We start from the raw sequence: 13,968 nt of genomic DNA on the forward strand, positions 1-13,968 counted from the left end.
GTCACCGCACCAAGCAGGGCCGTTTCGGGTCGAACACCCAGTCGGCGACGAGGTACTGCATCGCGATCGCGTCGTTGCGCGCACCGAGTCCGTGCTCGAGGTAGAGCTCATGGGCGGCGTTCAGCGCGTCGCGGTCGAGTTCCACTCCGAGCCCGGGCTTGGCCGGTACGGCGATCTCACCGCCGCTGATCCGCAACGGGTTCTTCGTCAGCGCCTGACCGTCCTGCCAGATCCAGTGCGTGTCGAGGGCAGTGATGTCGCCGGGCGCCGCCGCGCCGACGTGGGTGAACATCGCCAGCGAGATGTCGAAGTGGTTGTTGGAGTGCGAGCCCCAGGTCAGCCCGAAGTCGTGGCACAGCTGGGCGACCCGCACCGAGCCGGCCATCGTCCAGAAGTGCGGATCCGCCAACGGGATGTCGACCGCGTCCGTACGGATCGCGTGCGCCAGTTCGCGCCAATCGGTCGCGATCATGTTGGTCGCGGTCCGCAGACCGGTCTGCCGCTTGAACTCGGCCATCGTCTCCCGGCCCGAGAACCCCGGTTCCGCGCCGCACGGATCCTCGACGTACGCGAGCACGTCGTGCAGCCCCGCGCAGACCGCGACGGCTTCGCGGACCGGCCAGGCGCCGTTCGGGTCGACGGTGATGCGCGCCGACGGGAATCGTTCGTGCAGCGCCCGGACGGCGTCGATCTCCTCCTCCGCCTCGAAGACGCCGCCCTTCAGCTTGAAGTCCGCGAACCCGTACCGCTCCTGAGCCGCCTCAGCCAGCTCGACCACGGCGTCCGGTGTCAGGGCCGGTTGCCTTCGGAGCCGGCTCCAGCGGTCGTTCCCGTCATCAGTGACGTACGGCAAATCGGTTCTCGCGGTGTCGCCGACGTAGAAGAGGTACCCCAGCACCGGGACCGTGGTGCGTTGCTGACCGTCGCCCAGCAGCTCAGCGACCGGTACGTCGAGGTGCTGACCGAGCAGATCGAGCACCGCCGACTCAAGTCCGGTCACGGCGTGCACCGTGGTACGGAGATCAAAGGTCTGCATTCCGCGACCGCCGGCGTCCCGGGCCGCGAACCTGGTGGCGACCGCGCGGAGCAGGCTGCGGTGTTCGGTGAGTCGCTGCCCGATCAGCAGCGGCGTCGCGTCCTGGATCGTGGCTGCGATCTTCTCGCCCCCTGGAACCTCGCCGAGCCCGGTGTTGCCCGAGCTGTCGGTGACGATCACCACGTTGCGGGTGAAGAACGGGCCGTGCGCGCCGCTCAGATTGAGCAGCATGCTGTCGTGGCCGGCGACCGGTACGACCTCCACGGCCGTGATCGTCGGCGTCATCGGATCTTCCCGATCAGCCCGGTGAGCTGCCTTTGCTCGTCCTCGGTGAGGTTCTGCAGTGGTGGACGGACCGGTCCGGCGGCGCGGCCGATCGCGTTCACACCGGCCTTTACGATCGAGACGGCGTACCCCTTGGTGCGGTCGCGGATGTCGACGTACGGCAGGACGAACTCGTTGAGCTTCCGGTACACCGCGTCGCGGTCCTGGGCGAGCACGTCGGCGTAGAAGCCGAGCGCGAACTCCGGGACGAAGTTGAAGATCGCCGACGAGTAGGTGCTGTACCCGAGCTGCAGCAGCGGCAGTGCGAACGTCTCGGCCGTGGGCAGTCCACCGATGTACGTGAGGCGCTCGCCGACGCGGGCGTACATGCGCGTCATCTGCTCGATGTTGCCGACGCCGTCCTTGAAACCGACCAGGTTCGGGTTCGTGTCCGCGAGCTCCGCGACGGCGGTGTCGGTGAGGATCGCGTTCGCCCGGCTGTAAACGATGACGCCCAGGTTCGTACTGCGGCAGACCGCCGAGACATGCTCGACGAGTCCGCGTTGACCCGCTTCGGTCAGGTACGGCGGGAACAACAAGATCCCGTCCGCACCGGCTTGTTCCGCGGCTCTGGCAGCGGCCGTCGCGGACGCCGTACCGCCCGTCGCGGGCGCGATCACCGGGACGCGCCCGTCCACCTCGGACACGGCCGTGCGTACGACGGTGTCGATCTCGTCCGGGGTCAGCGAGAAGCCCTCGCCCGTACCGCCTGCGGCGAACAGGCCCGCGACGTCGTACCCGCTCAGCCACGACAGGTGGTCGCGGTACGCCGCCTCGTTGAAGCTGAGGTCCGCGTGAAAGTGCGTGACGGGGAACGAGAGCAGGCCGGTCTTCAGCTGCGCTTGGAGCTCGGTCGGTTCGGTCACGCCCGCCAGCCTAGGAACGCCGGTGGATCCGTGTCCAAGATCGATTCTGGATCTAGTGATGCTCTGGGAGCATCGTCAGGACACGCTGGAGGACCTTGCTGGTCGAGTCACGGCGCCAGATCGCGCGGAGCTCGACCTGCCCCGGGTCCTTGAGAGCGCAGTACTTGACGCCGTCGATGCCGAGGTTCCGGGCTGCGGCGGGTACCAGCGCGACGCCGCGCCCGGCCGCTACCAGGAGGATGACCGTGAGGATCTGCTGGACCTGGTGCTCGATGCGCGGTTCCTGCAGGTAGCGGACCGTGAGGTCGTGGAAGTAGCGGGCCTCGACGGGGGAGTAGCCGATCACCTTCTCCGTGGTGAAATCCGTGGCGCGTAGCGGGCGGGTCAGGTCGGCGAGTCGGTGGTTGCCGGGGACAACGGCACAGAGCGGCTCGCGGAACACCGTGCGGGACGTCAGCGCTGCGGCGGTGTGGGTCGATGCGTCCAACGGCGGGCGGCCGAGTGCGAGGTCCAGTTCGCCGCGGAGCAGTCCGTCGAGCTGTGCGGGGGTGACTTGCTCGTGCAGGATGACGTCGACGTCCGGCAGTTCTTCGGTGAGGCGACGGAGCAGTGGGCCGAGTGTGTTGATGGCCGACGTGGCGGTGAATCCGAGTCGCAACGTACCCGCCGCGCCCCGATCCACGCGCCGCGCGAGATCTCCCGCTGTTTCCACCAAGGCGAGCATTCTGTGGGCCTCGGTGAGAAACGCTCGCCCCGCCTCGGTGAGTTCGACCTTTCGGTTGTCCCGCTCCAGCAGCCGCACGCCGACCGCGCGCTCGAGCTTCTGCACCTGCCGACTCAACGGCGGCTGGCTCATCCCCAACCGCTCCGCGGCCCGCCCGAAATGCAGTTCCTCGGCCACGGCCACGAACGCCGCGACCTGCTCCAAGGAGAACTTGGGCTGCCTCATGATGCTCTGAAGGTATCACTCACGTCTGCGTGATACCGACGGGCCAGGCCTGACAGTGCGCGCAGGCCGCACGGCGAGGCTGAGGAGGACCAGCGCCCTGTTGACGAGGGCGGTGGGGCGGACCTCCACCACTCACCAACCGCGGTTGACGGCGACTTTCGTGCGCTGTCTGAGCGTGGAGTGAGTCGACAGTGCGAGGTTAGTGAGTGGTGGAGGTCCGCGTTCGCGCGCCGGGGACCGCCGCGAGGAATCGCCGCGGCGCCCCTCCTCGACGCCGATGGTCAGCGCAGGGTGCTCAGTTCGTCCAGGGCGGTGTGGCCGCGGTCGACCAGGTCTGGGACGGCGTCGTGGCGGCCGTGGCGGATCGGGAACTCCAGCGACACGAGGATCTGGGTCGCTGTGAGGATCGCCGCGCCCTGCCGGCCGACCAGGTCGAGGATTCTTGTCCACAGTTGTTCGCGGGCGCCATCGAGCTGTGGGTTCTGGAACGTGTGCCACTGGAGGGTGGTGAGATCGGTCGCCCGCGTACCGCTGCCGGCGTTTCCGATGTCCACGACCGCCACCACCGCTCCGTCCCGGATCAGCACGTTGTCGGGCTTGAAATCGGCATGGACCATGTCAGGTGCTTCTCGTGGTCGTGGGACGTCGGCACACATCAGCCGCAGGCGCTCGACCAAGGCGGCCACCGCGGACGAATACGTCGAAAGCTCGGCAACAGCCCTTGACAGCCCCGGAGCCAAGTCCTGGCCGGAAGCTTGTCCCGATGCCTGGCCGGACTCTTGCAGGCCGGGTGGTTGACCGGTGGCGAGCCGCCAGGCGTACGTCCAGTGGTCGTACGGCTCGGAGCCTTGGCCGGCCTGGAGTTCGTTGATCTCCATGAGTTGCTCGACGATGGACGGGGTCAGCTCGGCGGGAGACGCATCAACGAAGTCCATCAGATGCCATACGTGCGTGGCCGTGGCTCCTACGCCGAGGCAGGCCGGGGTGGGGTAGCCGCGCCCACGCATGCGCTCGACGACTCTCTGGGTTCGCAGTGCCTCGTCGAGTTGGCCGGGGCGTTCCCGGGGCCAGGCTTTGAGAACTGCATTTGCCTCTCCGGCCAACTGGACGCGTACGGCACCTACGTCGAAGCCCCCGGGGAGGCGACCGAGCAAAGTGACCTCCGCCCCGGCCAGGCGCGCCACGTCGTCCAGAACCTCGACGGGCAGCACGTCGGGATGAGGGCGGCACATGCACCGGATCGTACGACTGAACCGGCCACGTCGCCTGCTGGTTTACGAGCGTTGACGCCGGACCGCGGCCGATCCGCGGCCGACGCCGGGCGGCCGTACAGCAGCCCAGCCACCGGCGAGGGCGGACCTCCACCACTCACTAACCATGGCAGCCGGGGGTTTCCGGGTGGTGTGTGAGCGTGGCGTGGCTCGGCAGCATGAGGTTTGTGAGTGGTGGGAGTCCGCGCCGGCGGTGACAACGGCGGAGGTGCGGGCGACGCCCGGCCAGTGGATGGCTCGCCTCGTCCGGGAGAACTGGGGTCAGCCCGGAGGTGGGGTCAGGCGGTGGCGGGTGTTGGTGAGGTGGAGGCGCATGGCGGCTCGGGCGGCGGCGGGGTCGGCGTGGGTGATGGCGGTGTGGATGTTTTCGTGTTCGTGGATGACTCGCGTGAGGTGGCTGGGGTCGGACATCTCGTACGACGGGTCGAGGCGGGTGCGGGGGAGCATGATCATCATCGGGCCGAGGTCGGCGATCAGGTCGGTGTAGAAGCGGTTGCCTGAGGCAACGGCGACCTTGCGGTGGAAGGCGAAGTCGGCCTCGACCGACCGGCTCGGGTCGTCGCCGACCCGCCGGAAGTCGTCCAACGCGCGTTCGATCGACTTCAGCTGCGCGTCCGTACGGCGGGCCGCCGCCAAGCCGGCCGCCTCGCTCTCGACGCCGATCCGGAAGTCGAGCAGCTCGAGCACGTCGCGGTGCGACCGCACCTCGCGCAGCCCCGCCGTGCGTTCCGGAACCTCCAGCACATAGGACCCACGCCCCTGGAACGTCTCCACCAACCCGGCCGCTTGCAGCCGTGAAACAGCCTCCCGCACCACCGTCCGGCTGACGCCGAACTCCTCGACCAACCCGTTCTCCCCAGGCAACTTCTGCCCAGGAGCAATCTCCCCGGTAAGAATCCGCTGCTTCAGCTCGGCAACGATCTGATCAGCCAGCCCGCTCACCGGAACTCGCAGCTGTCGACGGTCCACCGCGCGCACTGGTCGGTCGTGGTGAAGCCCAGGCCGGGGCGATCGGGGACCAGCATGCGGCCGTCGACGGTCTCCAGCCGCTCATTGAACAGGGGATTCAGCCACTCGAAGTGTTCGACCCAGGGCTCCCGCGGGTACGCCGCTGCCAGGTGCACATGGATCTCCATCGCGAAGTGCGGTGCGAGCTGCAGACCGTTGTGATCGGCGAGCGTCGCCAGCCGGAGGAACGGCGTGATGCCCCCGATCCGCGGCGCATCGGGCTGGATGATGTCCGCAGCCCGAGCCTCGATCAGCCGCACGTGTTCGCCGACGCTCGACAACATCTCCCCGGTCGCGATCGGCGTGTCGAGCGCCGCCGCCAGCTCCGCGTGCCCGACGGCGTCGTACGCGTCCAACGGCTCCTCGATCCAGACCAGATCGAACTCCTCGAGCGCCCGGCCCATTCGCAACGCGGTCGTCCGGTCCCACTGCTGGTTCGCGTCGACCATCAGCGGTACGTCGTCGCCGAGGTGTTCCCGAACGGCGCGCACGCGCTCGAGGTCGATGCGCGTGTCAGGCTGGCCGACCTTGATCTTGATCCCGCCGATGCCGTCGGCCAACGACTTCGACGCCCGCTCCTGCACCTCCGAAAGCGGTGCGTGCAAGAACCCGCCGGAGGTGTTGTAGGCCCGCACCGAGTCGCGATAGGCGCCCAAGAGCTTTGCCAACGGCAACGAGGCACGCTTGGCCTTCAGGTCCCACAGTGCGATGTCGAGAGCAGCGATCGCCTGCGTCGCGACCCCGGACCGCCCCACCGACGCGCCGGCCCAGAGCAGCTTGTCGTACACCTTGCCGATGTCCGACGGATCCTCGCCGATCAGATTGGCCGCGATCTCCTTCGCATGGGCGTACTGCGCCGGTCCGCCGGCCCGCTTCGAGTAGCTGAACCCGATTCCGTGCTGCCCCGAGGTGGACGTGATCTCCGCGAACAGAAACACCACCTCGGTCATCGGTCGTTGCCGTCCGGTCAGCACCTTCGCGTCGCTGACCGGTTGGTCCAGCGGGAGCACGACGGACGAGAGCTTCACCTGGCGGATGCGGTCCATGGCGAGTGATCGTACAAGTGTGCAACTTGTCCAACAAGTACTTGTTGACACCGACGTAATCCCGGTGAACCGGGCGTGAAACACCGGCACGACATCCTGCTGCACCGCCGACAGTGTCGTCGTGCGCTCACTGTCTGGGAAGGAAGCAGCGATGGATGTTTCGGATTCGGATTCCCTGCGGCCGTTCGCTCAGTTGGACCAGGACGGCGACGGGCGGATCTGGGCGTGGGAACTGCTGAGCGCGCTCGGCCGCGCGGGCATCCAGCCGGGCGATCCGCGGGTCCGGGCGGCGCTCGCCGATGTCCGGGGCGCCGACGGCCGGCCCGTGGGTGTCGATGCGCAGCCGGTGCAGCTGGACTTCGCGCAGTACGCCGCGGTCGCGACACACGGCGATGCGATCGTGCATCGGGCACTCAGCGGTCAGCTTGCCGTGCCGCCGGAGGAGTTCCAGGAGCTCGTCCGCGGGCTGCAGGCGATCTACGCCGACGTCCTGCCGAACCGCGACGGCGCCGTTGCGGACTACATCCCGACACTGCGGGACGCGGATCCGGAGAAGTTCGGGATCGCGATCTGCACGGCGGACGGGCAGACGTACTCGATCGGTGACGCGGACCTCGGGTTCAGCGTGCAGTCGACGTCGAAGCCGTTCAGCTACGCGATGGCGCTCGAGCAGCTCGGCCCGACCGAGGTGCACCGGTGGGTGGGGCAGGAGCAGAGCGGCGGGACGTTCAACGACTACAAGCTGTCGCTCGGCGAGGGTCGCCGGCCGCACAACCCGATGATCAACGCCGGTGCGATGGCGACGCTCGCGCTCGTCGACCACGGGAAGCAGACCAGCGACCGGTTCCGGACCGTGCGCGAGACCTGGACGGCGATGATGGGCCAGCCGCCTGGCTTCGACCAGGAGACGTACCTGGCGGAGCGGGCGACCGGTGACGGGAATCGCGGCCTCGCGAGCCTGATGAAGGCCGCGGACATGCTCAAGGCCGAGCCGGGCGAGGACGGCGCGGCGCGGACGGCCGACTTCTACTTCCAGGTGTGCTCGCTCGAGGTCGACGCACAACGCCTCGCGGCCGCCGGGGCAACACTCGCGAACGGCGGCGTCGCGCCGTACAGCGGTGAGCGGGTCTTCGCGCAGGAGACCGCCGGACGGGTGCTGTCGGTCATGGGCCACAGCGGCATGTACAACGACTCCGGCAAGTTCTCCGATCAGGTCGGGCTGCCGGCCAAGAGCGGGGTCTCGGGCAACGTGCTGCTGGTCGTGCCGTCGAAGCGGCTCGCGGTCGTCACGTTCTCGCCGCGCCTGGACGCGGCCGGCAACTCGGTGCGTGGCGTCGAGGTGTGCAAGCGGCTCGTCGAGGACTTCGGTCTGCACCCGTACCGCGGACTGGGAGCCGAGCGCGGCCGGCAACTGAGCGGTGGGCTGAGCGGTGGGCTGAACGCGGCCGACCGCCGGGCGGAGGCTGTCAGCGCGGCCGATCGCGCCCTGGCCGGTATCGCCCCGCCGCGGACCGGCGGCCCGACCACCACGACAGCGCCGACCGAGCGTCCCGCCGCCGGGACACAGCGCAAATCCACGCAACCGGGACAGCAGCTCTGAATCCCCAGACCATCACAATCCAACGGCCCCCGCCACGCTGAGCGTGACGGGGGCCGTGGTGCATCCGTGGCCGTGGTGACGGCCTGGGGATCCGCTATTCGACGGTGACCGACTTCGCCAGGTTGCGCGGCTTGTCGACGTCGTGGCCGAGCGCGACCGCGGCGTAGTACGCGATGATCTGCAGCGGGATCGTGAGCAGGATCGGGTCCAGCTCGGGCTCGTTCTTCGGGACGACGATCTTCGCCGCGACGCCGTCCGGAACCTCGACGCCCGGGTGCGTGACGACGTACAGCGGGCCGGAGCGGGCGTTGATCTCGTGCAGCGCGCCGATGTTGCGGTCGAGCAGCTCGTCGTCGGGGACGATCGCGACGCTCGGCACGTCCGGCGAGATCAGCGCCAGCGGGCCGTGCTTGAGCTCGGAGGTCTGGTACGCCTCGGCGTGCCGGTACGAGATCTCCTTCAGCTTCTGCGCACCCTCACGCGCGACCGGGTACCCGCGGGTCCGGCCGACGAAGAACAGCGACTCGTGCTTGGCCAGCCGGCCGGCGATCTCGGCCAGCTCCTTCTCCTGCGCGACGATCTGCGAGATGTGCTCGGGGAGCTTCTTCAGCCCGTCGATCAGCCGCCGGCCGTCGGCGGGGGAGACGTCCCGGATCCGGCCGAGGTGGATGCCGAGCATCGCGAACCCGACTGCCATGTTGGTCAGCGCCTTCGTCGACGCCACCGAGACCTCGGGGCCGGCGTGCAGGTAGACACCGCCGTCGACCTCACGGGCGATGCTCGAACCGACCGCGTTGACCAGGCCGATCACGCGACCGCCCTTGCGCTTCAGCTCCTGCACCGCGACCAGGGTGTCCAGGGTCTCACCGGACTGCGACACCGCGACGTACAGCGTGTCCCGCTCGACGACCGGGTTGCGGTACCGGAACTCCGACGCCGGCTCGGCGTCGGCGGGGATCCGCGCGACCTCCTCGATGAACTGCGCGCCCATCTGGCCGGCGTAGTACGCCGATCCGCAGCCGAGGATCTTGACCCGCTTGATCTCCCGGGCCTCGCGGGCGTCCATGTTCAGGCCGCCGAGGTGCACGGTGTGGAAACGCTCGTCCAGCCGGCCGCGGATGACCCGGCTGACCGCGTCGGGTTGCTCGTGGATCTCCTTCATCATGAAGTGCTCGTGCAGACCGCGCTCGTACTCGTCGGCCTCCCACTCGACCGTCTTCGCAGTCTTGGTGGTCGGGGACGCGTCCTGGGTGAACGTCCGGTACCCGTCGGCGCGGACGGTCGCCAGCTCGCCGTCGTCCAGGTACACAACCTGGCGGGTGTAGCGGATCAGCGCGGCCGCGTCGGAGGCGATGTGCATCTCGCCGTCGCCGATGCCGAGGATCAGCGGGCTGCCGTTCCGGGCGACCACGATCCGGTCCGGGAACTCCAGGTCGATGACCGCGATGCCGTACGTGCCCTCGATCCGGCGCAGGCTGGCCAGCACCTTCTCCTCGAGGGTGTCGCCGTCGGCCTGCTCGATCAGGTGCGCGAGCACCTCGGTGTCGGTCTCCGAGCGCAGCTTGACGCCGGCGTCCTCGAGCTGGGCGCGGATCGCGGCGGCGTTGTCGAAGATGCCGTTGTGCACGACCGCGATCCGCTCGTTGCCGCTGACGTGCGGGTGGGCGTTGTCCTTGCTCGGCCCGCCGTGGGTGGCCCACCGGGTGTGGCCGATACCGAGCTTGCCGCCGAACCGCTTCGGCAGCGAGGCCTCCAGCTCACGGACCCGGCCGGCGTCCTTGTGCACCTTGAGCTCGCTGGACCCGAGCACGGCGACGCCGGCCGAGTCGTATCCGCGGTACTCCAGCCGGGCCAGGCCGTCCACCAGGATGGGCGCGGCCGGCTTCGTGCCGACGTACCCGACGATTCCGCACATGTAGTGGTGCCCCTTCGTAGGTTCGGTTGAGCGGGCCCGTCAGCCGTAGACGATCCGTCGCAGCTGCCGGGCGGAGAGTTCCGGAGAGCGGACCGGCCAGTGCCGGAGCTCGGTGCCGAGGCGCGCGAAGATCTCGTCGTTGCGGGCGCCGTACGTCTGCAGCTCACGGTGCCGGCGCCGGACGTACTCCTCGGTCGTCTCGGTGAAATAGGCCAGGACGTCGGCGACCACGCGGCGCGCCACATCCGGCGACAGCCCCGTCGTCCGGCTGACCTGATCGGCCAGCTCGTCGACCGGTTCCACCGCCGCCGCCTCACTGATCACGCGTCAACCATGCAGTCTTTTCGGGGCCAACGCAAAGCTTCTGCCCGAAATCGGGCAAACTCACTTCTTTGTCAGGAGTTAAGCGATGCCGTCAGAACAGGCGGAGTACGTCGGACTCCATGCCACGGAGCGCGTCGTAGTCGACCGTGAGGCACTCCAGGCCGCGGTCGGTGGCGAGAAACTGGGCCTGCGGCTTGATCAGCTGGGCGGCGAAGATGCCGCGCACCGGGGCGAGCAGCGGGTCGCGGTTCAGCAGTTCGACGTACCGGGTGAGCTGCTCGACGCCGTCGATCTCGCCGCGGCGCTTGACCTCGACCGCGACGTGCTTGCCGTCGGCGTCGCGGAGCAGCAGGTCGACCGGGCCGATCGCGGTCGGGTACTCGCGGCGGACCAGCGTCCAGCCCTCGCCGAACGTGGTCACGTGCTCGGCGAGCAGCTCCTGCAGATGGGCCTCGACGCCGTCCTTGATCAGGCCGGGGTCCTGCCCGAGTTCGTACGCGGTGTCGCTGTGCACCTCCTCGATGGTGATGCGCAGCTCCTCACCCGCCTTGTTGGTGACGCTCCAGACGCCGTCCTCCTCCGTCAGCTTGCACGGCGGCGACATCCAGTTCAGCGGTTTGTACGACCCGCCGTCGGCGTGGATCAGCACGGACCCGTCCGCCTTCACCATCAGCAGCCGCGGTGCCATCGGGAGATGAGCCGTCAGCCGCCCCGAGTAGTCGACAGAACACGTAGCAATCACCAAGCGCACGACAAAGCACCGTAGTGCACCGGCCCGCCGCGGTGGCAAGGTGGTGAGCATGATGCCGAGAGTGAGTGACGCGGCGGCCGCGGCGTACGACCGGGTCGCGACCGGCCTGGAGCCGGCCGGCGTGGTGCGCGGCAGCATGTTCGGGATGCCGTGCCTGAAGATCGGCCGGAAGGTGCTCGTCGGGATGTACGGCGACACGATGACCTTCAAGCTGCCGCCCGAGCCGCGGGCGAAGGCGCTCGCGCTGCCCGGTGCGGAGGCCTTCGATCCTGGGATGGGACGGCCGATGAAGGAGTGGGTGCGGATTCCGGTGGATCAGTCGGACGTTTGGTCCGAGTACGCCGCAGCCGCGCTGGAGTACGTCCGCCCATGAATCTCATGTGTCCGGCCCGGATCGTGGTGCTGCCGGGGGATGTGCGCGAGGCCGTGGTGGGTGAGCGGGTGGCGCAGGTGTACGCGGGGCCGGCTGACGAAGCCGCGGGGGCTGGGCTGGCCGAACACCTCGGCGTCCGGCTCACCGTCGTACCGGACCTCGCCCGACGCCCGGAGGAAGAGCTGCAGTCCATCGCGGACCTCCACCGCGGCGAGACCGTCGTCGTCCTCAACCTGAGCCTCGGTCTCACCCTCCCCGCCGTCATAGAACACACCGGCGACGGGTGGACCCTGATCCCGCAACACCCCGAATCATCATGCGCGCCGGCTACATGACGGGTGGATGGAGACTCCGGTGATGCTGGAAGAGCGGCGCGGACGCTCAGCCAGGCAGCGTCAGTTCCTGTGTTTCCTCAGTCCTGCTAGCGGTCCAGGTGGAGGCGACGCTCAGTGCCAAGGGCGGCCCGGCGACAGCCAAGGTCAGGAGGGCGATGCGCAGCCCGTAGTCGTTGGCCGCCGAGCCGATGGCCGCGACGGTCACCACGGCGACGAAAGCGCCCCACAGGTACTTCCGCTCCGCGACGGCCCGTTCGAACCACGCGGGCGACAGTTGGCGGCGTGCGACTACCACAGCAACCAGGTACAGCAGCAGGGCGCCTGCCAGCCACAGGTGCGGTCCGCCGCTGAGTGAACCGAGGGCGTAGCCGGCCTTGCGCGTCACGACGTCCAGACCGTCGCCGTGGAGGAGGTCCTCGACAAAACGCCCGGCGTGGGAGCGTGACGCGGCTGGACGCAGCCAGTCGAGCACGCTGATCACGGCGACCGCTGCAACGGCAGCCACGCCGGTAAGCACCAGCCGTACCAGGCCGATCCGTCGGCCGAGTACGTCGAGTGTGAGCAGGACGAACGCCGGGACGATGGCAAAGCCGCCGCCAACGTCCGCACCCCACGTCGGCCAGGCGTCGACGACAACCGTGACCACGCCGATCGCTGCGACGGCACCTGCCGCGACAGACCCGCCGTACCGCGCACTGAGCCACCTGGCGAGGCCGGCCGCGAAGATCACGGCGTGGACGGCGAACACGACGAAGGTGGTGTTGCCGAACCCGTAGTACCGCCCGCCCGACAGCGGCGACGGCCCGAGCGGACTGCCGTGGTGCAGCACTGTGCCGGTGATCGCGTCGAGTGCGAGTACGGCGACAGTAAGGCCGGACAGCGTTGTGACTGGGCGCGGCAGGCGGCGGAGTACGAGGGCGAGCCCTAGCGCGCCGAGGAGCATTCCCAGCCACAACGCCACCAGCGGCACCGGCCAGCGCCACCACTGGATCAGGCGGACCAGGTAGGAGCACAACGGCAGTGCGGCGAGTACCAGCAGGGCGAACTCGGCCGGCCGCGGATCGCGCCCGGACCGCCGGAGCCAGGCCAGGGTGCCGATCGCCAGCAGCACGGCCGCGGCCAGTCCGTTGACGAACCAGCCCGAACTTCGGCGAAGGTCGCGGTCGCGTTGGGTGACGTCGCTGAGCTTCCTGGCGGTGTCGTCCGCGGGTGGGCGCTGCCCCGCGGCGATGAGCGGTGCGCCGGTGAAGTCGTTAGGCTCGGTCACGCCGACCGCGTCCACGATCGTCGAGGGGATGTCGAGCAACCGCACGATGCCCGGCCAGCGAGTGGACTGCGCGGTCAGCAGTTGGTCCGTGGTGCGTGGACCTCTGACCAGTGCAGCGCTCATCGCCAGCGTCGAGTGCAGCGGTTGGGAGACGCCGAGGACGATGACGGTTGCGTTGGAGGGCGCGCGCTCGAGTACCTCACGCACCGTGTCGTCTGCCTGGCGGAGAGCTCGTCCGGGGTCGCGGCGGCGATCCAGTACGCCGGCGTCGACCATGGTCACCGGGCAGTCCCAACGGGTGGCCCGGACGGATTCGTAGTACCTGGCAACCCGGCCCTGGCGGTCGGCGAGGGCCAGTGCCGCGCCCGGGCCGACGGCGGCGGCGCAGACGTTGCTGTCGGCAAGAGTCGTACCGAGGAGGCCCAGCGTCGGGTCGTACACCGAGGCGCGTTGTGCCGCGACCAGCCCGGCCCAGCCGTCGACGGTACCTCGGTTCAGGGGCGGGATCGCCGTACAGTCGCGACCGCGGTGCAGCTGAGGGTCGGTGGCGGCTCGCCCGGCCGACAACGACAGCCAGCCGTCCAGCGGGCACGGTGGCGAGTGCACAGTGCGCACCGTCATCGCCGCGGCGCTGGCCCCGTCCTCGAGCATCCGCCACAGCGTTGGGGCGCCGTCCGCGGTCAGGTTGTCCCAGGTCAGCCCGCCAACACCTACAACTACCACCGGCGCCTCCACCACGCCGGAGTCCACCAGACCGGAGTCCGCTGCGCCGGTGCCCGAGGTAGCTGCGGCCGCCGTACCCGTGGCTGTGGTGGTGAGCAGGCAGAGGCTGGCGACTGCGGTCAGCACCCGGGCGAGCATGAGTACCACTATCGGCGGGGGCGAGGTCAGGGGCGGGCGGTG

Annotated in this window: 13 protein-coding genes; 3 read left to right on the top strand and 10 right to left on the bottom strand. The window is 69.2% G+C overall.

Annotated elements, in window-relative coordinates; genetic code table 11:
• Position 1: 1 nt before the first annotated feature.
• The 6 genes from AB0B82_RS00725 to AB0B82_RS00750 form a co-directional block, all read right to left on the bottom strand.
• Positions 2-1,321, bottom strand: a complete 1,320-nt coding sequence (locus tag AB0B82_RS00725) for an enolase C-terminal domain-like protein (RefSeq protein ID WP_360160944.1) — start codon at positions 1,319-1,321, stop codon at positions 2-4.
• Entirely contained in the window at positions 1,318-2,226 is a 909-nt protein-coding gene (gene kdgD / locus AB0B82_RS00730; RefSeq protein WP_360160946.1) for a 5-dehydro-4-deoxyglucarate dehydratase, read from the bottom strand. The genes AB0B82_RS00725 and kdgD overlap by 4 nt, the downstream gene beginning before the upstream one ends.
• 52 nt (positions 2,227-2,278) lie before the next feature.
• Entirely contained in the window at positions 2,279-3,175 is an 897-nt protein-coding gene (locus tag AB0B82_RS00735) for a LysR substrate-binding domain-containing protein (protein ID WP_360160948.1), read from the bottom strand.
• 281 nt (positions 3,176-3,456) lie between these two features.
• Positions 3,457-4,407 carry a phosphotransferase gene (locus AB0B82_RS00740; RefSeq protein ID WP_360160950.1) on the bottom strand — a complete coding sequence of 317 codons (951 nt, stop codon included), beginning with the start codon at positions 4,405-4,407 and terminating at the stop codon, positions 3,457-3,459.
• A gap of 300 nt (positions 4,408-4,707) precedes the next feature.
• Positions 4,708-5,388: a FadR/GntR family transcriptional regulator gene (locus AB0B82_RS00745; RefSeq protein WP_360160952.1), complete on the bottom strand. Its 681-nt coding sequence runs from the start codon at positions 5,386-5,388 to the stop codon at positions 4,708-4,710.
• Positions 5,385-6,500 carry a mandelate racemase/muconate lactonizing enzyme family protein gene (locus tag AB0B82_RS00750; protein ID WP_360160954.1) on the bottom strand — a complete coding sequence of 372 codons (1,116 nt, stop codon included), beginning with the start codon at positions 6,498-6,500 and terminating at the stop codon, positions 5,385-5,387. Before AB0B82_RS00750 ends, AB0B82_RS00745 begins: the two co-directional genes overlap by 4 nt.
• A 151-nt stretch (positions 6,501-6,651) precedes the next feature.
• Here AB0B82_RS00750 and glsA point away from each other — a divergent pair, with 151 nt between their 5' ends.
• Positions 6,652-8,100: a glutaminase A gene (gene glsA / locus AB0B82_RS00755; protein ID WP_360160956.1), complete on the top strand. Its 1,449-nt coding sequence runs from the start codon at positions 6,652-6,654 to the stop codon at positions 8,098-8,100.
• A 94-nt stretch (positions 8,101-8,194) separates the two neighbouring features.
• Here glsA and glmS read toward each other — a convergent pair whose 3' ends face one another.
• The 3 genes from glmS to nucS form a co-directional block, all read right to left on the bottom strand.
• Positions 8,195-10,015, bottom strand: a complete 1,821-nt coding sequence (gene glmS / locus AB0B82_RS00760) for a glutamine--fructose-6-phosphate transaminase (isomerizing) (protein WP_360160958.1) — start codon at positions 10,013-10,015, stop codon at positions 8,195-8,197.
• 39 nt (positions 10,016-10,054) lie between these two features.
• Positions 10,055-10,336, bottom strand: a complete 282-nt coding sequence (locus AB0B82_RS00765) for a hypothetical protein (RefSeq protein WP_360161098.1) — start codon at positions 10,334-10,336, stop codon at positions 10,055-10,057.
• Positions 10,337-10,430: 94 nt separating this feature from the next.
• Entirely contained in the window at positions 10,431-11,090 is a 660-nt protein-coding gene (gene nucS / locus AB0B82_RS00770) for an endonuclease NucS (protein WP_360160960.1), read from the bottom strand.
• Between the two features lie 49 nt (positions 11,091-11,139).
• On the opposite strand from nucS, the gene AB0B82_RS00775 reads away from it, so the two are divergent.
• Positions 11,140-11,463 carry a hypothetical protein gene (locus AB0B82_RS00775; RefSeq protein ID WP_360160962.1) on the top strand — a complete coding sequence of 108 codons (324 nt, stop codon included), beginning with the start codon at positions 11,140-11,142 and terminating at the stop codon, positions 11,461-11,463.
• The gene (locus AB0B82_RS00780) at positions 11,460-11,798 is read left to right on the top strand and encodes a hypothetical protein (RefSeq protein WP_360160964.1); all 339 of its coding nucleotides are present in this window, start codon (positions 11,460-11,462) and stop codon (positions 11,796-11,798) included. The genes AB0B82_RS00775 and AB0B82_RS00780 overlap by 4 nt, the downstream gene beginning before the upstream one ends.
• 46 nt (positions 11,799-11,844) lie before the next feature.
• On the opposite strand, the gene AB0B82_RS00785 is transcribed toward AB0B82_RS00780, so the two are convergent.
• Positions 11,845-13,926, bottom strand: coding sequence for a hypothetical protein (locus AB0B82_RS00785; protein ID WP_360160966.1), 2,082 nt, complete (start codon positions 13,924-13,926; stop codon positions 11,845-11,847).
• Between the last annotated feature and the right edge of the window lie 42 nt (positions 13,927-13,968).

The sequence above is a fragment of the Kribbella sp. NPDC048915 genome, assembly GCF_040649595.1.
In the GTDB taxonomy this organism is placed as follows: domain Bacteria; phylum Actinomycetota; class Actinomycetes; order Propionibacteriales; family Kribbellaceae; genus Kribbella.

What these genes read in the sequence shown, in the direction of transcription:
- AB0B82_RS00735 (WP_360160948.1), bottom strand. Translation starts at nt 3,175, where the DNA reads ATGAGGCAGCCCAAGTTCTCCTTGGAGCAGGTCGCGGCGTTCGTGGCC.
- AB0B82_RS00780 (WP_360160964.1), top strand. Translation starts at nt 11,460, where the DNA reads ATGAATCTCATGTGTCCGGCCCGGATCGTGGTGCTGCCGGGGGATGTG.
- AB0B82_RS00785 (WP_360160966.1), bottom strand. Translation starts at nt 13,926, where the DNA reads ATGCTCGCCCGGGTGCTGACCGCAGTCGCCAGCCTCTGCCTGCTCACC.
- AB0B82_RS00740 (WP_360160950.1), bottom strand. Translation starts at nt 4,407, where the DNA reads ATGTGCCGCCCTCATCCCGACGTGCTGCCCGTCGAGGTTCTGGACGAC.
- AB0B82_RS00750 (WP_360160954.1), bottom strand. Translation starts at nt 6,500, where the DNA reads ATGGACCGCATCCGCCAGGTGAAGCTCTCGTCCGTCGTGCTCCCGCTG.
- AB0B82_RS00725 (WP_360160944.1), bottom strand. Translation starts at nt 1,321, where the DNA reads ATGACGCCGACGATCACGGCCGTGGAGGTCGTACCGGTCGCCGGCCAC.
- glsA (WP_360160956.1), top strand. Translation starts at nt 6,652, where the DNA reads ATGGATGTTTCGGATTCGGATTCCCTGCGGCCGTTCGCTCAGTTGGAC.
- AB0B82_RS00775 (WP_360160962.1), top strand. Translation starts at nt 11,140, where the DNA reads ATGATGCCGAGAGTGAGTGACGCGGCGGCCGCGGCGTACGACCGGGTC.
- glmS (WP_360160958.1), bottom strand. Translation starts at nt 10,015, where the DNA reads ATGTGCGGAATCGTCGGGTACGTCGGCACGAAGCCGGCCGCGCCCATC.